The sequence below is a fragment of the Pseudomonas sp. S2_F07 genome, from assembly GCF_054668325.1.
The window spans coordinates 4,026,049-4,046,780 of the sequence record NZ_CP162758.1; the positions used below are offsets into that span (position 1 = coordinate 4,026,049).

General features: G+C 62.1%; 15 protein-coding genes. 13 read left to right on the forward strand and 2 right to left on the reverse strand.

Annotation, left to right across the window (positions count from 1 at the left end):
* Positions 1–48 precede the first annotated feature (48 nt).
* Genes AB4O40_RS18290 through cysC form a run of 3 tightly spaced genes read left to right on the forward strand, consistent with a single transcriptional unit; the run spans position 49 to position 11,865 of the window.
* The gene (locus tag AB4O40_RS18290) at positions 49–9,717 is read left to right on the forward strand and encodes an Ig-like domain-containing protein (RefSeq protein ID WP_460154576.1); all 9,669 of its coding nucleotides are present in this window, start codon (positions 49–51) and stop codon (positions 9,715–9,717) included.
* Between the two features lie 44 nt (positions 9,718–9,761).
* Complete coding sequence (locus AB4O40_RS18295; protein WP_056726992.1) at positions 9,762–11,276, forward strand: TolC family protein; 1,515 nt, start codon at positions 9,762–9,764, stop codon at positions 11,274–11,276.
* A complete protein-coding gene (cysC, locus tag AB4O40_RS18300) occupies positions 11,260–11,865 on the forward strand; it encodes an adenylyl-sulfate kinase (protein WP_056726991.1) in 606 nt (201 codons plus the stop codon). The genes AB4O40_RS18295 and cysC overlap by 17 nt, the downstream gene beginning before the upstream one ends.
* A 12-nt stretch (positions 11,866–11,877) precedes the next feature.
* Here the strand turns inward: cysC and AB4O40_RS18305 are convergent, their stop codons facing one another.
* On the reverse strand, positions 11,878–12,636 hold the full coding sequence (locus AB4O40_RS18305) for a slipin family protein (protein WP_460053713.1): 759 nt from the start codon (positions 12,634–12,636) through the stop codon (positions 11,878–11,880).
* A 2-nt stretch (positions 12,637–12,638) separates the two neighbouring features.
* Complete coding sequence (locus tag AB4O40_RS18310) at positions 12,639–13,172, reverse strand: NfeD family protein (protein ID WP_056726989.1); 534 nt, start codon at positions 13,170–13,172, stop codon at positions 12,639–12,641.
* 199 nt (positions 13,173–13,371) lie between these two features.
* Between AB4O40_RS18310 and AB4O40_RS18315 the strand changes: the two genes are divergently transcribed.
* The 10 genes from AB4O40_RS18315 (at position 13,372) to AB4O40_RS18360 (ending at position 20,728) form a co-directional block, all read left to right on the forward strand.
* Entirely contained in the window at positions 13,372–13,833 is a 462-nt protein-coding gene (locus tag AB4O40_RS18315; protein WP_056726988.1) for an aminoacyl-tRNA deacylase, read from the forward strand.
* A 138-nt stretch (positions 13,834–13,971) separates the two neighbouring features.
* Positions 13,972–14,217, forward strand: coding sequence for a DUF2789 domain-containing protein (locus AB4O40_RS18320; RefSeq protein ID WP_056726987.1), 246 nt, complete (start codon positions 13,972–13,974; stop codon positions 14,215–14,217).
* Between the two features lie 82 nt (positions 14,218–14,299).
* Positions 14,300–14,545 (forward strand): type II toxin-antitoxin system prevent-host-death family antitoxin, encoded by a 246-nt coding sequence (locus AB4O40_RS18325; RefSeq protein ID WP_046040690.1) that lies wholly within the window; start codon positions 14,300–14,302, stop codon positions 14,543–14,545.
* Positions 14,535–14,834, forward strand: coding sequence for a type II toxin-antitoxin system RelE family toxin (locus AB4O40_RS18330; protein WP_460053710.1), 300 nt, complete (start codon positions 14,535–14,537; stop codon positions 14,832–14,834). Before AB4O40_RS18325 ends, AB4O40_RS18330 begins: the two co-directional genes overlap by 11 nt.
* 132 nt (positions 14,835–14,966) lie before the next feature.
* Positions 14,967–15,395 (forward strand): MarR family winged helix-turn-helix transcriptional regulator, encoded by a 429-nt coding sequence (locus AB4O40_RS18335; RefSeq protein WP_056726985.1) that lies wholly within the window; start codon positions 14,967–14,969, stop codon positions 15,393–15,395.
* Complete coding sequence (locus tag AB4O40_RS18340) at positions 15,392–17,464, forward strand: FUSC family protein (RefSeq protein WP_409079070.1); 2,073 nt, start codon at positions 15,392–15,394, stop codon at positions 17,462–17,464. The genes AB4O40_RS18335 and AB4O40_RS18340 overlap by 4 nt, the downstream gene beginning before the upstream one ends.
* Positions 17,461–17,670, forward strand: coding sequence for a DUF1656 domain-containing protein (locus AB4O40_RS18345; protein ID WP_056726983.1), 210 nt, complete (start codon positions 17,461–17,463; stop codon positions 17,668–17,670). The genes AB4O40_RS18340 and AB4O40_RS18345 overlap by 4 nt, the downstream gene beginning before the upstream one ends.
* Positions 17,667–18,554 (forward strand): efflux RND transporter periplasmic adaptor subunit, encoded by an 888-nt coding sequence (locus AB4O40_RS18350; protein WP_223541566.1) that lies wholly within the window; start codon positions 17,667–17,669, stop codon positions 18,552–18,554. Before AB4O40_RS18345 ends, AB4O40_RS18350 begins: the two co-directional genes overlap by 4 nt.
* A complete protein-coding gene (locus tag AB4O40_RS18355) occupies positions 18,551–19,999 on the forward strand; it encodes an efflux transporter outer membrane subunit (RefSeq protein ID WP_460053709.1) in 1,449 nt (482 codons plus the stop codon). The genes AB4O40_RS18350 and AB4O40_RS18355 overlap by 4 nt, the downstream gene beginning before the upstream one ends.
* A 93-nt stretch (positions 20,000–20,092) precedes the next feature.
* Complete coding sequence (locus tag AB4O40_RS18360) at positions 20,093–20,728, forward strand: hypothetical protein (RefSeq protein ID WP_056726980.1); 636 nt, start codon at positions 20,093–20,095, stop codon at positions 20,726–20,728.
* The last annotated feature ends 4 nt before the right edge of the window (positions 20,729–20,732 follow it).

The following is a 20,732-nucleotide window of genomic DNA, read 5'->3' on the forward strand; positions in this document are numbered from 1 at the left end:
AAGGCAAAGTCACGGGCAACCGAAGGCCAACGGACGCCAGCGGCGCCCATGATCATGTCCCTTGAACCGCGCATGCTGTTCGACGGCGCTGTCGCCGCCACGGTGGCCGATACCGCGGCCCAGGCCGATAGCCATTCCACAGCAGATGCCGCCAAGGCACCGACCGCCGATCACCCGACGGCCAGCAAGGACACCCACGGCCAGGCCGATGCCACACCGGCCGCCAGCCCCATTGCGGTGCCGGGGCAGAGCGTGGTGTTCGTTGACTCCCGGGTGAAAGAAGCCGACAGCCTGCTCCAGGGCGTCGCCCCCGGGACCCAGGTCGTGAAGCTGGACGCGGGCAAGGATGGACTGCAACAGATCGCCGACTACCTCGATCAGCATCAGGGCGTCAGCTCGGTGCAGATCATCGCCCACGGCAACGCCGGCGACCTGTGGCTGGGCGACAGCTATCTGTCGGCCGACAACGTCGCCGCCCGCAGCGCGGTGCTGGCGCAAATCGGCAAGGACATCAACGCTGGCGGCGACATCCTGATCTACGGCTGCTACACCGCCGAAGGCGAGCGTGGCCTGAGCTTTGTCGATTCGCTGGCGCAAATGACCGGCCGCGATGTAGCGGCTTCGAGCAACCGCACCGGTGTGGGCGGCGACTGGGATCTGGAAATCGTCACCGGCAACATCGAAAGCGCCAACGTGCTGTCGACACAAGCCATGAGTGATTACCAATGGGGCCTGGCCACCTGGACCGCCACCAACAACGCCAATACGGGCGTCGGCTCGCTGCGTGCCGCCATCGCCTCGGCGCAGAACGGTGACCTAGTCACCTTTAACAGCAGCATGACGGTGCAGCTGACGTCCGAACTGCTGATCAACAAGAACATCACCGTTGATGGCGACTTGAACAACGATGGCGCGGCTGACGTGATTCTCGATGGTCAGTACAGGACCCGAGTGATTGAAGTGGCATCTGGCAGTACCGTGACACTCGATGGCCTGGTGATCACCAGGGGCCTGGTGTCGGGCACGGGCGGCAACGGTGGCTACGGTGCCTCGGGCGCGATGGCCGGTGGCATTTTCAACGCCGGTATTCTTACCCTGAAAAACGTAACCGTGACTTCCAACGGCGCTTCCGGTGGCGGCGGTGGCGGTGGTGTCACGGGCGCCTTTTACGGCGGTGGCGGTGGTGGCGGCGGCGGTTTGGGCGGCCAGGGTGGCGGGCATGGCGGTTCGGCAGGGCCGGGTACCGGCACGTTGGGTGGTGGTGCGGGCGGCGGTGGCGCCGGTGGTTACGGCGGCGGTTATGACGCGACCCACATGGGCGGTCGCGGCGGTACCACCACTGGCGGTGCTGGTGGGGTGGGCGTTTCCTATTACAGCAACGGCGGTAACGGTTCGACGGCCACCAATGGCACGATTTCCATTGGCGGTGGCGGCGGCGGGGCCGGTTGGGACAAGGTGGGTGGCGCTGGCGGCAACGCGGTGGGCGGGATCTACAACGCCAGCAGCGGCACCATCACCATCATTGGCACGTCGACCATTAGCAACAACATTGGCGCCGGTGGCGGCGGTGGCGGTGGCGGTGGCCAGGGCAGCAATGCCAGCAATGGCGGTGTGGGCGGCCGGGGCGTCGGTGCGATCTGGAACAAAGGCACATTGTTGATCACGGCAGCCAACTTCGCGGCCCTGGCCGGTAATGCCGCGGCCAGTGGTGCAGGCGGTACCGCGCAGGGCGGGGGGACAACCGGCACCTCGCCGACCTCCGTTGCGACCATCTACAACGACGGAGGTGTACTCAACACCGCGTATTCGCCGCCGCCGACCGCGACCATTGTGGTCGCTGACACCACACTGAGCATCGGCGAAACGTCCTTGGTGACGATCACTTTCTCCGAGGTCGTGACCGGTTTCACCAATGCGGACCTGACCATCGCCAACGGCACGTTGACGGCCGTAAGCAGCGGCGATGGCGGCATCACCTGGACGGCAACGTTCACGCCGACCGCCAGTCTTTCCGATACGAGCAACGTCATTACCCTGGACAACACCGGGGTGATCAACGGTCTGGGCACCGCCGGCGTTGGTGTCACCAACTCCAATAACTACGCCATCGATACCGTGCGGCCGACGGCGACCATTGTGGTCGCGGATACGGCGCTGAGAATCGGCGAAACCTCGCTGGTGACCATCACCTTCAACGAAGCGGTCAGCGGTTTCACCAACGCCGACCTGACGATTGCCAACGGCACCTTGACCGCAGTGAGCAGCAGCAATGGCGGCATCACCTGGACAGCGACTTTCACTCCGACCGCCAGCATCACTGACACCACGAATGTGATCACTCTGGACAACACCGGGGTCAGCGACCTGGCGGGCAACGCCGGCAGCGGCACTACCGATTCGAACAATTACGCCATCGATACCGTGCGTCCAACGGCCACCATCGTGGTGACGGACACGGCGCTGAGAATCGGCGAAACCTCTCTGGTAACGATCACCTTCTCCGAAGCGGTCAGCGGTTTCACCAACGCCGACCTGACGATTGCCAACGGCACCTTGACTTCGGTGAGCAGCAGCGACGGCGGCATCACCTGGACCGCCACGTTCACCCCGAACGCGAGCATCAATGACACAACCAACCTGATCACCCTGAACAACACCGGGGTCAGCGACCTGTCGGGCAACGCCGGCAGCGGCACCACCGACTCCAACAACTATGCCATCGATACACTCCGACCAACCGCGACCATCGTGGTGGCGGACACTGCGTTGAGAATCGGCGAAACTTCACTGGTGACCATCACCTTCTCCGAGGCGGTGAGCGGTTTCACCAACGCCGACCTGACCATTACCAACGGCACCTTGACCTCGGTGAGCAGCAGCGACGGCGGCATCACCTGGACGGCGACCTTCACGCCGTCGGCGAGCATCACGGATACGACCAACCTGATCACCCTGGACAACACCGGCGTGGCTGATCTGGCGGGCAACGCCGGCAGCGGCACTACCGACTCCAACAACTACGCCATCGATACCGTGCGGCCGACGGCGACCATTGTGGTCGCGGACACGGCGCTGAGAATCGGCGAAACCTCGCTGGTGACGATCACCTTCAGTGAAGCGGTCAGCGGTTTCACCAACGCGGATCTGACCATCACCAACGGCACGTTGACTGCGGTGAGCAGCAGCAACGGCGGCATCACCTGGACCGCCACCTTCACGCCTTCGGCGAGCATCAACGACACGACCAACCTGATTACCCTGGACAACACCGGGGTCAGCGACCTGTCGGGCAACGCCGGCAGCGGCACCACCGACTCCAACAACTATGCCATCGACACGCTGCGCCCGACCGCCACGATCGTGCTGGCCGATACGGCGCTGGCGGCGGGCGAAACGTCACTGGTGACCATCACCTTCTCCGAGGCCGTGACCGGTTTCACCAACGCCGACCTGAGCGTCGCCAATGGCACGTTGACCTCGGTGAGCAGCAGCGACGGCGGCATCACCTGGACCGCCACGTTTACCCCGACCGCAGGGATCATCAGCGCGACCAACGTCATCAGCCTGGCTAATACCGGCGTGGCCGATCTCGCGGGCAATACCGGCAGCGGGATCAGTTCCTCGGGCAACTACGCCATCGATACTGCCCCGCCGACCGCGACGATTGTGGTGTCCGACACCGCGCTGAGAATTGGTGAAACGTCGCTGGTGACCATCACCTTCAACCAGGCCGTGAGCGGTTTCACCAACGCCGACCTGACCATCGCCAACGGCACGTTGACCTCGGTGAGCAGCAGCGACGGCGGTATCACCTGGACCGCCACCTTCACTCCGACTGCCAGCATCAACGATACGACCAACCTGATCACATTGGACAATACCGGTGTGCAGGCTGCCGCCAGCGGTAACGTGGGCAGCGGTACCACCGACTCCAACAACTACGCCATCGATACCGTGCGCCCGACGGCCACCATTGTGGTCGCGGACACGGCGCTGAGAATCGGCGAAACCTCGCTGGTGACGATCACCTTCAGTGAAGCGGTCAGCGGTTTCACCAACGCGGACCTGACGATCACAAACGGCACGCTGACCGCAGTCAGCAGCAGCGACGGCGGCATCACCTGGACCGCAACCTTCACGCCTTCGGCGAGCATCAGCGACACGACCAACCTGATCACCCTGGACAACACCGGGGTCAGCGACCTGGCGGGCAACGCCGGCAGCGGCACCACCGACTCCAACAACTATGCCATCGACACGGTTCGCCCGACCGCCACGATCGTGCTGGCCGATACGACGCTGAGCGCGGGTGAAACCTCGCTGGTGACCATTACTTTCTCCGAAGCAGTAAGCGGTTTCACCAACGCCGACCTGATCATCGCCAACGGCACTTTGAGCGCGGTCAGCAGCAGTGATGGCGGCATCACCTGGACCGCGACCTTCACCCCAACCGTCGGCGTGAATGATTCGAGCAATGTCATCACCCTGGCCAATACCGGCGTGACCGATGTGGCCGGCAATACAGGCAGCGGCACCACCAACTCCGGCAACTACACGATTGATACCGTGCTGCCGACCGCCACCATCGCGGTGGCCGACACCGAGCTGCTACTCGGTGAAACGTCGTTGGTGACCATCACGTTCAGCGAAGCCGTCAGCGGTTTCTCCAATGCCGACCTGAGCATCGCCAATGGCACCTTGAGTATCGTCAGCAGCAGCGATGGCGGTATCACCTGGACCGCGGCATTCACCCCGACCAATGCCATCACCGACACCAGCAACGTCATCACTCTGGATAACAGCGGTGTGCAAAACGGCTCGGGCAACGCGGGCAGCGGCACCACCGATTCCAACAACTACGCCATCGACACCGTGCGCCCGACGGCGAACATCGTCGTGGTCGACGATACGCTGGCCATCGGTGAAACCTCCCTGGTGACGATCACCTTCAGTGAAGCGGTGAGCGGTTTCACCAACGCAGACCTGACCGTCGCCAACGGCACATTGAGCAACGTCAGCAGCAGTGACGGCGGTATCACCTGGACGGCAACCTTCACGCCGTCCTCGAGCATCAACGACACCACCAACCTGATCACCCTGAACAACACCGGGGTCAGCGATCTGGCGGGCAACGCTGGCAGCGGCACCACCGACTCCAACAACTATGCCATCGACACGCTGCGCCCGACCGCCACGATCGTGCTGGCCGATACGACGCTGAGCGCGGGTGAAACCTCGCTGGTGACCATCACCTTCTCCGAGGCGGTGAGCGGTTTCAGCAGCGTGGATCTGAGTGTTCCCAACGGCACGTTGAGTGCGGTGAGCAGCAGCGACGGCGGCATCACCTGGACGGCGACGTTCACGCCAACCGTCGATGTCAACGACACGACCAACCTGATCACCCTGGACAATGCCGGGGTCAGCGACCTGGCGGGCAACGCCGGCACCGGTACGACCAATTCCGCCAACTTCACCATCGACACCGTGTTGCCGACCGCCACCATCGTAGTCGCCGATAACGCCCTGAGTGTCGGCGAAACCACGCTGGTGACCATCACCTTCTCCGAGGCCGTGAGCGGTTTCAGCAACGCCGACCTGAGTATCGCCAACGGCACCCTGAGCGCAGTGAGCAGCAGTGATGGCGGCATCACCTGGACGGCAACCTTCACGCCGACCGCCGACATCACCAACGCAAACAACCTGATCACCCTGGACAACAGCGGCGTACAGAACATCTCGGGCAACGCGGGCAGCGGCACCACCGATTCCAACAACTACGCCATCGACACCGTGCGCCCGACGGCGACCATCGTGGTCGCGGACACGGCGCTGGCGGTGGGCGAAACCTCGGTGGTGACTATCACCTTCTCCGAGGCGGTAACCGGCTTTTCCCTGGCCGACCTGACGGTGAGCAACGGTACTCTGAGCAATCTCAGCACCAGCGATAACATCACATATACCGCGACATTTACTCCGACGGTTGGCGTCACCGACACCAGCAACCTGATCACCCTGGACAATAGCGGTGTGATCGACGGGGCGGGCAACGTCGGCAGCGGAACCACGGACTCGAACAATTACGCGGTCGACAGCCAACGCCCGACCGCGACCATTGTCATGGCCGATTCAACCCTGATTGCCGGTGAAACGACCCAGGTGACTATCACCTTCAGTGAGGCAGTGAGCGGTTTCACCAACGCCGATCTGAGTGTTCCCAATGGTACGTTGAGTGCGGTCAGCAGCAGCGACGGAGGCATCACCTGGACGGCGACGTTCACGCCGAACGTCACGGTCAACGACACGACCAACCTGATCATCCTGGACAACAGCGCAGTCGCGGACCTCGCAGGCAACGCCGGCAGCGGTACGAGCAACTCCGCCAACTTCACCATCGACACCGTGTTACCGACCGCCACCATCGTGGTCGCCGACAATGCCCTGAACGTCGGCGAGTCCTCGCTGGTGACCATCACCTTCAGCGAAGCAGTGAGCGGTTTCAGCAACGCCGACCTGACCATCGCCAACGGCGCCCTGAGCGCGGTGAGCAGCAGCGATGGCGGCGTCACCTGGACGGCAACCTTCACGCCGACCGCCAACATCACCGACGCCGCCAACCTGATCATCCTGGACAACAGCGGCGTGCAGAACGCCTCGGGCAATGCGGGCAGCGGCACCACCGACTCCAACAACTACGCCATCGACACCCAGCGCCCGACCGCCACCATAGTGGTCGCTGACAATGCCCTGAGTGTCGGCGAAACCACGCTGGTGACCATCACCTTCTCCGAGGCGGTGAGCGGTTTCACCAATGCCGACCTGACCATCGACAATGGCACCTTGAGTGCGGTGAGCAGCAGCGACGGAGGCATTACCTGGACGGCTACCCTGACACCGTTGACGGGTATCGCCGACACCAGCAACCTCATTCGGCTCGATAACAGCGGTGTTCAGGATGCGGCGGGCAACGCCGGCAGCGGGAGCACGGACTCGAACAACTACGCGATCGACAGCCAACGCCCGACCGCGACCATTGTCATGGCCGACACCGACCTGCGTCCCGGCGAAACGACCCTGGTGACCATCAGCTTCAACGAAGCAGTCAGTGGTCTGGACAGTTCAGATCTGAGCGTCGCCAACGGCACCCTGAGCGGGTTGAGCAGCAGCGACGGTGGCGTTACCTGGACCGCGACGTTCACGCCGACCGCCAGCATTACCGATACCAGCAACCTCATCACCCTGGACAACACCGGTGTCACCGACGCGGCAGGCAACGCCGGGAACGGGGTGACCAACTCGGCGAATTACCTGGTGCAAACCAGCGTGCCAACCGCCAGCATCGTGATCGCCGATACGGCGCTCAAGGCCGGCGAAACGAGCCTGGTGACCATCACCTTCAGCGAGGCCGTCAACGGTTTCAGCAACGCCGACCTGACCCTCGCCAACGGTACATTGAGCAACGTCAGCAGCAGCGACGGCGGCATCACCTGGACGGCGACCTTTACGCCAACCTCGGACGTTAGCGATGCCAGCAACCTGATCACGCTCGACAATAGCGGCGTGGCCAATGGTTCGGGCAACGCGGGGTCGGGCACCACCGACTCGAACAATTTTGCCATCGACACCGCACTGCCCACCGCGACCATCGTGGTTGCCGACACGGCGCTGAGTACCGGTGAAACCTCATTGGTGACCATCACCTTCAGCGAAGCGGTGAGCGGTTTCGACAACAGTGACTTGACCATCGCAAACGGCATCCTGAGCAATGTCAGTTCCAGCGACGGCGGGATCACCTGGACCGCCACCCTTACCCCGACGGCCGATCTCACCGACACCAGCAACACCATCGCGCTGAACATGGCGGGTGTGCAGGATGTGGCCGGCAATGCCGGCAGCGGTACGGTCAACTCCAATACCTACACCATTGACACCCAAGGCCCGACCGCGACCATCGTGGTCGCCGACGGTACGCTGGCGGCCGGTGAATCGACCTTGGTAACCATCACGTTCTCCGAGACAGTGAGCGGCTTCACCAACGCGGACCTGTCCATCCCCAACGGTACATTGAGCGCCGTGAGCAGCAGCGACGGCGGTGTGACCTGGACCGCGACCTTCACGCCAACCGCCAACGTGAAGGACACGACCAACCTGATCAGCTTGAGCAACGCCGGGGTGTCCGACCTCGCGGGCAATGCCGGAACCGGCATCAGCAACTCGGCCAGCTTCACCATTGATACCGTGCTGCCGACGGCGACCATAGTGGTAGCCGACACGCAACTCGGCATCGGTGAAACCACCACCGTGACCATCACTTTCAGTGAAGCGGTGAGCGGTTTCGACGTATCGGACATCAGCGTTGCCAACGGCGTGTTGTCGAACCTGAGCAGCAGCGATGGCGGCGTGACCTGGACCGCGACCCTGACGCCGACCGCCAATGTCAGCGACGCAACCAACCTGATCGTGCTCGACACCGGTCGCGTGCAGGACAATGTCGGCAACTTCGGCGCCAGTATCGCTATCTCCAACAACTACGCGCTCGATGCGACCCGGCCGACGGTGAGTATCGTGGTTGCCAACCCGAACCTCGGTATCGGCCAGACCACTACGGTGACCTTCACCTTCAGCGAGGCCGTCAGCAACTTCGACCTGTCCGACTTGAGCGTGACCAATGGCGACCTGAGCAACCTCGGCAGCAGCGATGGCGGCAAGACCTGGACGGCGACGTTCACGCCGACGGCCAATGTCACCGACCCAAGCAACTTCATCGCCCTGGACACCCGCAACGTCACGGATCTGGTGGGCAACACTGGCAACACGGTGGCGGTGTCGAACAATTACACCCTCGACAGCGAACTGCCAACCGCCACCGTGGTGATCGCCAATCCGAACCTGGGCGTGGGCCAGACCTCGCAGGTGACCATCACCTTCAGCGAAGCGGTCAGCGGTTTTGATTTGTCCGACATCAGTATTGCCAACGGCACCTTGTCCGACCTGAGCAGCAGCGACGGCGGCAAGACCTGGACCGCAATGCTGACACCGACCGCCAACGTCAATATCGCCAGCAACGCGATCAGCATCAACCGCGCCGGTATCAGCGACATGGCCGGCAACAGTGGCAGCGGCGTGAGCCAGTCCGACAATTTTGTCATCAACACGGTGCCGACCTCATCGGTTGTCGTCGTAACGGTAGACCCCGAGTTCCAAAGCAGCACCCCGGTGACGCTGCCCGATGTGCCCAACGTGCCGCTGCAACCGAGCATTTTCACGCCTCCGACGGGCAACCTCACTTCACCATTGACCTTCCAGCCATTGTTCGAACAACGGGTGATCGGCAACGGTATCCGGCCGTTGGGCGATATTTTCATGAACCACGGCGCATTGACCCCGAGTTTCATCGCGCAGGTTTTCAGCAGCACTGACGGCGGTGGCGATGGCTCGGGACATGGTTTCCTCGGTTTCGGTGGCGGTGACGGTGGTGTGTTCAGCACCAGCACGCTGTCGAGCCTGTTCAATCAGGACAGCAGCAGCGAGCGCGATTCGTTGAACGCCTTCGGCAGTCAGTCGATCAAGTCCGGCGATGTTTCCCAAGGGCTGCGCGGGGTATTTGGCGCACCGACCCTGGGCCAGCAATTGCAACAACTCAAGGACAACGAGCAGCAGCAGGTCGCCAACCTGGCCGCCGCTTTGAAACTGGCCGGCATCGGCGAAATGCAGGCCTGATGAGAACTTTCACTTTTGATGCGGCACCCAGGGGCGATGCAAGGATGAATAGAAGTCATAAGTTGTTTGGAGTCAGTCTGCTGGCACTGGCGATCAGCGGATGCGCAGTCACCAGTGAGCCGATCGAACGCAGTGTCAGTGAGCAGCGGGCCAAAAGTGACCTGCAAAGCATGTACAAGGGGCAGGAGCCCCTTGCCGGCCCGTTGACCCTGCACCAGGCCATGGCCCGTGCGGTGAAGTACAACCTTGAAGGCCGGTTGAAAATCATGGAGGAGGCCCTGGCCAAGCGTCAGCTCGACCTCGCCAGTTTCGACATGCTGCCGCGCATGGCGCTGGACGCCGGATACGTGGGCCGCAACAACGTCAACGCCTCCAGCAGCCAGAGTGTGCGCACCGGTACACAGTCCCTGGAACCTTCGACCTCCCAGGACCGCGACCGTGATGTAGCGGACCTGACGATGGTCTGGAACGTGCTCGATTTTGGTGTCAGTTACATCAGCGCCAAGCAGCAGGGCGACCAGCGCCTGATCGTTCAGGAACGTCGGCGCAAGGTGATCAACACCATCGTCCAGGACGTGCGCTCGGCGTATTGGCGGGCGATGGCCGCCGAACGCCTGCTCACGCAGATCGACAGCCTGATGGCGCGGGTTGAAACCGCGCGCAACGACAGCCAGAGCATGAGCCAGCAACGCATTGGCGATCCGGTGCAGGCCCTCGGTTATCAGCGTTCGCTGATCGAAGCGACACGCCAACTGGAGGAGCAGCGCCGTGCCTTGTCTCTGGCGAAGACCGAACTGGCGACCCTGATCAACCTGCCGATGGGCACCGAGCTGACCCTGGCGACCGATAACGGTTATGAGATTCCCGAGCTCAAGATCGATCTGGCCACTCTCGAACAGGAAGCCCTGACCAGCCGCCCGGAACTGCGCGAACAGGATTATCAGGCCCGCATCAGCGCTGCCGAGACCCGCAAAGCCATGTTGCGCCTGCTGCCGGGCCTGGAGTTCTCCGCCGGCGGACATTACGACAGCAACTCGTTTCTGGTGGAGCAAGGCTGGGCCGATTACGGCGTCAAAGTCACCTGGAACCTGTTTAACGTGATCTCGGCTCCCGCGGCGATCAACGTGGCCAAGGCTGGTGAAGAAGTCGCCACCGCGCGCCGTCAGGCGATGTCGATTGCGGTGCTGGCGCAGCTGTATGTGGCCAATGCCAATTACCGCGAGGCGTTGCGCCAGTTCAAGACCAATCAGCAATTGTCGGACATCGACGGGCAAATCGTCGGTCAGTTGCGCAATCGTCACCAGGCGGACGGCATCGGTGAGCTGGATCTGATCCAGGGCGAACTCAACACCTTGCAGGCCGATCTGCGTCGTGACCTGTCCTACGCCGACCTGCGCAACGCCTACGGGCAAATTTTCGCCAGCGCCGGCCTCGATCCGCTGCCGGATCAGGTGCAATCGACGCAAGTCCAGTCCATCGCCACGGCCCTGGCCAACCGCGAAGCGGCTTGGGCGGCGGGTGATATCACGGTTCCGGTGGCCCATGCCCCAGCGCGTTGATGTGAAGCCCCCGACCGCCAGCATCAGCCGTGCCCGGCGCGAGCAACGCAACGGCCATCGCGGCGCGGCGATCCTGCTGACCGGTCTTCCGGCGGCGGGCAAGTCGACCCTCGCGCAAGCGCTGCACGCCGAGTTGTTTGCACGCGGGCTGCAGAGCGTGGTGCTCGATGGTGACGGGTTGCGGGTAGGGCTCAACCAAGACCTTGGCTTCAGCGACAGCGATCGTCAGGAAAACATCCGTCGCGCCAGCGAACTGGCGGCGTTGCTGGTGGAGAACGGACAAATCGTGATCCTGGCGATGATCGCGCCCCTGGTGGAGCTGCGCGATGTGTTCGCCCGGCGGCTCGGTGACGATTATCGCGAAGTCTGGTGCAGTGCGACCCTGGCGGTGTGCGAGCAACGTGATCCAAAAGGTCACTATGCTCGCGCCAGGCGCGGCGAATTGATGGGGTTTACCGGGGTGTCCGCACCGTATCAGGCGCCGGTTGATGCGGCGCTGGTACTCGACACCGGAGTACAAACGATCGAGGCTTGCCTTGATCGACTGTTGACCTGGCTTGGCGAAGCCGAAGTGTTGCCCAGGTCCTGAACCGGTCGGCGTTCAGGCTTTCGACGACAAATCCGCCATGCCCTTGAGCAGCTCGATCGGCAGTGGAAAGACAATGGTCGAGCTCTTGTCGCCGGCAATCGAACTCAAGGTCTGCATGTAGCGCAACTGCATGGCCCCCGGCTGTCGGCCGAGCATTTCGGCGGCCTGCATGAGCTTTTCCGAGGCCTGCAATTCACCCTCGGCGTGGATCACCTTGGCTCGCCGTTCCCGTTCTGCCTCGGCCTGCCCGGCGATGGCGCGGATCATCGATTCGTTGAGGTCCACGTGCTTGATCTCGACGTTGGCGACCTTGATGCCCCAGGTGTCGGTCTGGGCGTCGAGTACTTGCTGGATGTCCAGGTTCAAGCGTTCGCGTTCTGCCAGCAGTTCGTCCAGTTCGTGTTTACCCAGCACTGCCCGCAGCGTGGTTTGCGCCAATTGGCTGGTAGCAGCCAGGAAATCCTCGACCTGGATGATTGCCTTCTGCGGATCGAGTACGCGGAAATACAGCACCGCGTTGACCTTGACCGACACGTTGTCGCGGGTGATCACGTCTTGTGGCGGCACGTCCAGCACCACGGTGCGCAAATCGACCCGGACCATTTGCTGGACCACCGGAATCAGCAGGATCAGGCCAGGGCCCTTGACCTGCCAGAAGCGCCCGAGCTGGAACACCACCCCGCGCTCGTATTCGCGCAGGATGCGGAACGTCGACCCCGCCAGTGCGATGATCAACAATAGCAGCGCGACAAGACCCAATTGCAAACCCATGACTATTCTCCGCCCGGCGCCGCGTCAGTCGCGGCCACTTGCAGCAGCAAGCCCTGGCGCCCCACCACCCGCACCCGTTGCCCGGGGTGCAGCGGCGTTGCGCTGAGCACTTGCCATTGTTCTCCTTGCAGATGAACCCAGCCGCCACAGGCGTTGCCGAGCTGTACTGAAGTGACCGGCGTTTCGCTGCCGACCAGCCCGGCATCACCGCTGACAGTGTGGCGCGGTCGGGTCTTCAGGGCATGAAACACCAGGTAAACCAGTAACAGTGCACTGACCAGTCCCAGGCCGATCATCAGTGGCACGGGCACATCGGTATTGGTCAGGATCACCGCGCCGATCACGAACATCACGATGCCGCCCAGGCCGATCACACCGTAATTGGGCAGGGCCGCCTCGGCGATCAGGAACGCGATGCCGAAGGTGATCAACCAGATCCCGACGGGGTTGGGCAACAGCACCACAACCGTGTCGGCGGCGCAGGCCGATCCGCTCAACGCCAACAGCAACGCAACTGCACAGCAACGCGTGTTCACTTGACCCTCCGGGAGAGTCGTGGAGTGGCTCTGTATACAGTTTAGTTGAGCCTTGGCCGGTATGAATTTTGCTCAACTGCCGTCGACATCCGATGGGCAGATTTCCCGCCGGATCGCGCTGACGGGCCTAGACTTTTACTACGCAAGCCAAGCTTTAATCATCGTCCGCAAGCGATCGTGGCGGACACCGAGGTGCATCATGCGTATGGCAAGAACCGTGCAGCGAAGCCTGGAAAAGGCTCAATGCGAATATGACATCGTCAGCCACCCACACTCGGCCAGCAGCCTTGAAACGGCGCGGGTCGCAGGTATTCCCGCCGAACGGGTGGCCAAATCGGTGATCCTCGACGATCACCATGGGCATTACCTGATGGCCGTGCTGCCCGCCAGCCGTCACCTTGACCTGAGCAAAGTCCGCAACAGCGGTGAGTGGCAGGTTTCCCGCGAAAGCAACCTGGCGCACCTGTTCGATGATTGCGAACGCGGTGCCGTACCGGCGCTGGGTGAGTCCTATGGGTTGGAGGTGGTGATCGATCCGCTACTGACCCGGCAGAAAGACATCTATCTGGAGGCCGGCAACCACGTCAACCTGGTGCGCATGGACATGCCCGAGTTTCTGAAAATGGTGCCGCATGCCGAGGTGCGGGAGTTGAGTCATTGAGTTTTGTTTCGTCAATGCTGCCATCTTCGCGGGCAAGCCCGCTCCCACAGGTTTTGTGATCGACTCAGAACCGTGTGGGAGCGAGCTTGCTCGCGATGACCGCGCAGCGGTCCCTTAATCAGTTCACAGGAGCTAGACATGGAAAGCCCAACCCACAACCTTCCCTCCCTGTTCAAGCAACTCGGCCTGCCAGACGATGCCGAAAGCATCGATAAATTCATCGCCACCCATTCACCACTCAAACCGGAGTTGCACCTTGCGGATGCATTTTTCTGGAGCCCGAGCCAGGCGGATCTTCTGCGTGAAGAGATACTCGATGACGCGGATTGGGCGGAGGTGGTGGATCAGCTGGATGTGCTGTTGAGGAAGGGGCGGGGGATCTAGAAAACTGATAGGCGGTGCTCAACCTAGGTTGCTCTGATCACAGTAATTGACCAGAATTAAGACCTTATTTGAGGTCTTAATTATGCAAAGTGTTTTGGCTGATATGGCTGTCAGCGTGTCTGAACTAAAGAAAAACCCCTCTGCCGTTTTGAATGGCGCCCATGGAGGGCCCGTCGCAGTGCTCAATCACAATCGCGTCATGGGGTATATGGTCCCTGCCGATGTGTTCGAAGCCATGATGGAGCGCCTGGATGATTTGGAATTGGCGGAAATCGTGCGTTCTCGTCGTCATGAAACACCGATCCCGGTAACGCTGGATGACTTATAAGCTCGAATTTCTGCCATCTGCACGCAAAGAATGGGACAAGCTGGGGCACACGCTACGTGAGCAATTCAAAAAGAAGTTGGCAGAGCGGCTCGAAATGCCTCGAATCCCTTCCGACTCACTCCATGGCATGCCCGACTGCTACAAAATCAAGTTGAAGTCATCGGGGTATCGACTCGTCTACGAGGTGATAGATGAGCGCATCGTCGTTTCTGTCGTTTCTGTCGTTTCTGTCGTTGCAGTAGGAAAGCGCGAACGCAGTGAAGTGTATGAGCGTGCCAGGAAACGCTGATGGCTCTCGGCAGGTCGCTGTTACGTATTTGTTTCAAAACTTGACGGAAAATCCCTCTCAATGCAATATTGATAGTTAGCAAACTAACAGTGTGTATTGTCCCTCGTGCCGAATAACCTCGACGTTCTCCAGATGAACATCAGCAGCGCCATGGTGGTGGCCGCCAGGCATTGGCGCAAAATCTGCCAGACCACGCTGGCCAACTATGGAATCTCCGAAGCCTGTGCCGTTCCGCTGTTGATGATCGGGCGTCTGGGCGAGGGTGTGCGTCAGGTGACGGTGGCCCAGGCAGCAGGGATGGAGAGCCCGTCGCTGGTGCGCCTGCTCGATCAGTTGTGCCATGGCGGCTACGTCTGCCGCACCGAAGATGCACAGGACCGCCGCGCCAAATGCCTGAGCCTGACCGAAACCGGTCGGGAGCTGGTGCAGGCGGTCGAAGTGGAGCTGGTGCGCTTGCGCCACGAAGTCCTTGAAGGCATTGACCAGAGTGATCTGGAGGCTACGCTGCGGGTACTGAGAGCATTTGAAGCGGCCACGCCGCCATCGGTGGCGAACCCTTGAACGGATTTTTCTCTGGCATGCCCCCGGCGCGGGACTGGTTCTACGGAGTCCGCACCTTCGCCGCATCAATGATCGCGCTGTACATCGCCCTGCTCATGCAAATGCCGCGTCCGTACTGGGCGATGGCCACGGTGTACATCGTTTCCAGCCCGTTTCTCGGCCCTACCAGTTCCAAGGCGCTATACCGGGCGGTTGGCACCTTTGTCGGCGCTGCGGCGGCGGTTCTGTTCGTGCCGATGTTCGTGCAGAGCCCCTACGTGCTGGTGGTGGTGATTGCGCTGTGGACCGGGACGCTGCTGTTTCTGTCCCTGCATTTGCGCACCGCCAACAACTACGCCTTGATGCTCGCCGGCTACACCTTGCCGTTGATTGCCCTGCCGGTGGTGAACAACCCGCTGGGGGTATGGGACGTGGCCGAGGCACGGACCGAAGAAATCTTTCTCGGCATCGCCGTGGCGGCGGTGGTCGGCGCGATGTTCTGGCCCCGGCGCCTGGCGCCGGTGTTCAATGATTCGGTGAGCAAATGGTTTACCGATGCGTCGACCTACAGCCTGCGCTTCCTTAGCCGCAACGTGCAGCCTGAAGAAGTCAGCGCGCTGCGCGCATCGATGGTCGCCACGTTCAACTCCCTGGAATTGATGATCGGTCAGTTGCCCCACGAAGGCTCGCGACCGCAGACAGTGCGCAATACCAAGGAATTGCGCGGTCGGATGATTCACCTGCTGCCAGTGATCGATGCCCTCGACGACGCGCTTTACGCCCTGGAACGGCGCACCCCGGAGCTTGTGGACAAGTTCGCACCCTTGCTGGCCGCCACCACCGAATGGCTCGAACACAAGGATGCCGATCTCGACCGCTGGCAAACCCTGAAGGCTCAACTCGAGGCCCTGCAACCGGCTCCCGAAGCGCTGGATGAGCGCAAGCAACTGCTTTTCTCCAACGCCATTTACCGTCTCGGCGAGTGGATCGATTTGTGGCAGGACTGTCGCAGTCTGCAGTACGCCATCCAGTGCGAAAGCCAGGACAGCTGGCGCGCGGTGTATCGGCACTGGCGGCTGGGGCGGCTATCGCCGTTCCTGGATCGCGGCCTGATGTTTTATTCCGCTGCATCGACCGTTACGGCAATCATTGTCGCCTCGGTATTGTGGATTCTGCTCGGCTGGACCGATGGCGGCAGCGCGGTGATCCTGGCAGCGGTGGCTTGCAGTTTCTTTGCCTCGATGGACGACCCGGCGCCGCAGATTTACCGGTTCTTTTTCTGGACGGCGATGTCGGTGGTGTTCGCCAGCCTCTATCTGTTTCTGGTGCTGCCCAACCTGCATGACTTTCCGATGCTGGTGCTGGCGTTTGCCGTGCCGTTCATTTGCGTCGGCACCCTGACGGTCAAGCCGCAGTTTTACCTGGGCATGCTGCTGACCCTGGTCAACACCTCGTCCTTCATCAGTATTCAGGGCGCTTACGACGCGGACTTCCTCAGTTTCGCCAACTCCAACCTGGCCGGCCCCATGGGGCTGCTGTTCGCGTTCATCTGGACCCTGATCGCCCGGCCGTTCGGTGCCGAACTGGCGGCCAAGCGCCTGACCCGTTTCAGCTGGCGTGACATCGTCAGCCTCTCCGAGCCGGCCACTTTGTCCGAGCATCGGCTTCTGGGCATACGGATGCTCGATCGGCTGATGCAGCATCTGCCGCGCCTGGCCATGACCGGCCAGGACTCCGGCGTGGCGCTGCGGGAAGTGCGGGTGGCGTTGAACCTGTTGGACCTGCTCGCTTATACGCCGCGAGTCCTTGGCGTGCCGCAGGTGCTGTTGCGCCAGGTGGTGGCCGAGGTGGGCGAGTACTTCAAGGCCTGTCTCAAGGCTGGTGAGCGCTTGCAGGCACCGAGTCCGTTGCTGATGACCCTCGACCGCACGCGCCGCGCTCTCAGCGGTGCCGGCGATGATGAGACCCGTCGGCATCTGCTGCACGCCCTGAGCGGCCTGCGCCTGGCACTGTTGCCCGGCGTCGAGTTCGTCGGCTCCGCCGAGTCCGAAGAACCGCTTCCCCATGGCATTGATGGAGCGCCTTTATGATCGGTGACCTGGATTTGAGCGGGGTGTTCCTGCCCACGCTGCTGGTGCTGATGGGCATTACTTATGTGTTGTACCTGTTGGTGCACGGGGTGCTGGCGCGCCTGCACTTTTACCGTCTGGTCTGGCACCGGGCATTGTTCAACGTGGCCCTCTACGCCTTGCTGCTTGGCGCGGTGGACTCACTCAGTCGATACCTGATGACATGAAAAAACCGTTTTTAACCCTGGGTCGCGTGGTGTTGACCCTGCTGATCGTGAGCTTCGCCGTTGTCGTGGTCTGGCGCATGGTGATGTATTACATGTTCGCGCCCTGGACCCGCGACGGGCACATCCGTGCCGACATCGTGCAAATCGCGCCGGATGTCTCCGGGCTGATCCAGCAAGTGGAGGTGCGCGACAACCAGTTGGTCAAGCGCGGCCAAGTGCTGTTCAGCATCGATCCGGACCGCTTCAAGCTGGCCCTGCGCCAAGCGAAAGCGGCAGTCGCCGACCGCGAGGAAACCCTGGCCCAGGCCCAGCGCGAGGCCAAGCGGAACAAGGGGCTTGGCAACCTGGTGCCGGGTGAACAACTGGAAGAAAGCCAGTCGAAAGTGGCCCGCGCCCAAGTGGCCTTGATGGAAGCCCAGGTGGCGGTGGACAGCGCACAGCTCAACCTCGACCGCTCGGTGATCCGCAGCCCGGTGGACGGCTACGTCAACGACCGTGCGCCACGGGCCCAAGAGTTCGTCAGCGCCGGGCGACCGGTGTTGTCGGTGGTCGACAGCAACTCGTTCCATATCGATGGTTATTTCGAAGAAACCAAACTGAACGGCATCCATATCGGGCAAAGCGTCGACATCCGGGTGATCGGCGACAATGCGCGCCTGCGCGGGCATGTGGAGAGCATCGTCGCCGGTATCGAAGACCGCGACCGCACCAGCGGCAACAACCTGCTGCCCAACGTCAACCCGGCCTTCAGCTGGGTGCGGCTGGCCCAGCGGATTCCGGTGCGCATCGCTTTCGATGACGTGCCGGAAGATTTCCGCATGATCGCCGGGCGCACCGCCACGGTATCGATCATCGACGATCAGAAACGGGAGCCGGCGCAATGAGCAAGGCCTCGGGTTTGGCGGTCGCCGGATTAGGCTTGCTGCTGTCGGCGTGTCAGATGGTCGGGCCGGATTATCATTTGCCCGAAGAGGCGGCTGTGCATCGCTCGGACCTCCAGGGTGATCTGGCGGTAGACGGTAAAACGGTGGTTTCCGCACCGGTGCCGGCCGACTGGTGGCGCCTGTACAAGGATCCGCGACTCGACCAGCTGGTGCAGCAGGCCATGGCCTCCAACACCGATTTGCGTGTGGCGGCGGCCAGCCTGTCGCGGTCTCGCGCACAGGTTGATGAAGCCGAAGCGGCGGGCGGCTGGAGCGGCGGCGTGCAGATGGGCGCCCAGCGCTTGCAGGAGTCCGGCCAGGCTTTCCTGCTGCCGGAAAAAGTGCCGGTGGCGAACATCGGCGATATCGGTATCAGCGCGTCGTACCAGTTCGATCTGTTCGGTACCCTGCAGCGCGGCATCGAAGCGGCCAAGGCCAATGCCGATGCGACGCAGGCCGCCGCCGATACCGCACGCATCACCGTAGTGGCCGACGTGGTCCGGGCCTACACCCAGGTGTGCGCGGCCAATGAAGAGCGGGAAATTGCCCAGCACTCCCTCGACCTGCAAGCCCAGAGCACCACGCTGATCCAGCGTCTGCGCGATGCCGGGCGTGGCGACGAAACCCAGGTCACCCGCTCGCAGACCCAATTCAAATCCCTGCGCGCCGACATGCCGCGTTATGAAGCGGCGCGTCAGGCCGGGCTTTATCGCTTGTCGATGTTGCTGGCCAAGCCGGTGGACCAACTGCCGGCCGGCACCGCCACCTGCGACGAGTTGCCGAAAATCGCGCAATTGATTCCGGTGGGCGATGGCGCCGCATTGCTCAAGCGTCGTCCCGATGTACGGCAGGCCGAGCGTCGGCTGGCGGCCGCGACGGCCGGTATTGGCGTCGCCACGGGCGAGCTGTACCCGAACATCAGCATCGGCGCGACCATCGGTACCGTCGGTATCCTCGACGATCTCGGCGACCCGTCTACCAACCGCTGGGGCTTCGGTCCGTCGCTGACCTGGAACGTGCCGACCAACGGCGCCCGTGCGCGCATCCGCGAAGCCGAAGCGGTGACTCAGGCGACCCTGGCACATTTCGACGGGGTGGTGCTCAACGCCATTCGCGAGACCCAGACCGGCCTGGCCCAGTACACGGCATTGCTGCAACGTCGCGACGCACTGGCCGATGCCGAGCAATCGGCAAAACTGGCGTCTGACCAGACCCACCGCTTCTTCCAGGCCGGCCGCGCCTCGTTCCTGGCCGACCTGCAGGCCACCCGCACCTACATCGATGTCACGGCGCAACTGGCTGCCGCGAACACCCAGGTTGCCGCCAGTCAGATCGATTTGTTCCTCGCCTTGGGCGGCGGCTGGGAAAGCGGACGAACGCAAGCGTCGAACTCCGGCAAACCCTGAGGCCGTTGCTATGCTTTGAAGTGTTGGAGGGGCGCCCCGTACAAAGCGCCCTTTCTTCGCACAAGGCTCGCGCAGGTCAGGGGGAAACCAATAATGAAAAACCCTTATGCTCTCGGCTTCTGGTGCGCCATCGTGGCGTTGGTGCTGCTGTCGGCCACCTATTTCTACGGCATCATGCTGGCCCTCCAGATCGACAAGGCTCTGGCGTTCCTCGACAGTGCCGCCGCACTGATCGCGGTGATGTCCATTGCGGTGGTAGCCTGGGCCTCGGTCCAGAATCAACGCACCAAGAAAAGACAACTCGAACAAGGCAAGACCCTGGTCCTGATCTGGGACACCAAGGTGGCGCTGCGTCGTGTCGAAACGGTGTTCGACCGTTATTTCTGGGGCAGTTACTGGCAACCGGGGCGCACCTTTCAGGAAGTCATGGGCGAATTGACCGGCACGCCGCTGGAAAAAAGCCTCGAAAGCCTGAAAAAACAGTGCCTGGCGCTGGACCGACAAGTGGCTGACGACGGTCGGCACTGGCTCAGCAATGCCCGGGAGCTGGCGGATGTCGCCACGGCCATGGCCCGTGAACGCTATCAACTGGATGTTTGCGACACGCGCACGGAAGTGACCGGCGGGGCGGTGATCAACCGCGACTTCGAAGTGCTGGTGTACACCTGGACTGCAAGGCTCAAAAGTTTTGATCATCAACTGGATGAAATCGAGGTCCAGTATTCCTGATTTT

Bases quoted from the DNA above. Each gene is read 5' to 3' on its own strand.
- AB4O40_RS18290 (WP_460154576.1), top strand. From the start codon at position 49: ATGATCATGTCCCTTGAACCGCGCATGCTGTTCGACGGCGCTGTCGCC.
- AB4O40_RS18295 (WP_056726992.1), top strand. From the start codon at position 9,762: ATGAATAGAAGTCATAAGTTGTTTGGAGTCAGTCTGCTGGCACTGGCG.
- cysC (WP_056726991.1), top strand. From the start codon at position 11,260: ATGCCCCAGCGCGTTGATGTGAAGCCCCCGACCGCCAGCATCAGCCGT.
- AB4O40_RS18305 (WP_460053713.1), bottom strand. From the start codon at position 12,636: ATGGGTTTGCAATTGGGTCTTGTCGCGCTGCTATTGTTGATCATCGCA.
- AB4O40_RS18315 (WP_056726988.1), top strand. From the start codon at position 13,372: ATGCGTATGGCAAGAACCGTGCAGCGAAGCCTGGAAAAGGCTCAATGC.
- AB4O40_RS18320 (WP_056726987.1), top strand. From the start codon at position 13,972: ATGGAAAGCCCAACCCACAACCTTCCCTCCCTGTTCAAGCAACTCGGC.
- AB4O40_RS18325 (WP_046040690.1), top strand. From the start codon at position 14,300: ATGCAAAGTGTTTTGGCTGATATGGCTGTCAGCGTGTCTGAACTAAAG.
- AB4O40_RS18330 (WP_460053710.1), top strand. From the start codon at position 14,535: ATGACTTATAAGCTCGAATTTCTGCCATCTGCACGCAAAGAATGGGAC.
- AB4O40_RS18335 (WP_056726985.1), top strand. From the start codon at position 14,967: ATGAACATCAGCAGCGCCATGGTGGTGGCCGCCAGGCATTGGCGCAAA.
- AB4O40_RS18345 (WP_056726983.1), top strand. From the start codon at position 17,461: ATGATCGGTGACCTGGATTTGAGCGGGGTGTTCCTGCCCACGCTGCTG.
- AB4O40_RS18350 (WP_223541566.1), top strand. From the start codon at position 17,667: ATGAAAAAACCGTTTTTAACCCTGGGTCGCGTGGTGTTGACCCTGCTG.
- AB4O40_RS18355 (WP_460053709.1), top strand. From the start codon at position 18,551: ATGAGCAAGGCCTCGGGTTTGGCGGTCGCCGGATTAGGCTTGCTGCTG.
- AB4O40_RS18360 (WP_056726980.1), top strand. From the start codon at position 20,093: ATGAAAAACCCTTATGCTCTCGGCTTCTGGTGCGCCATCGTGGCGTTG.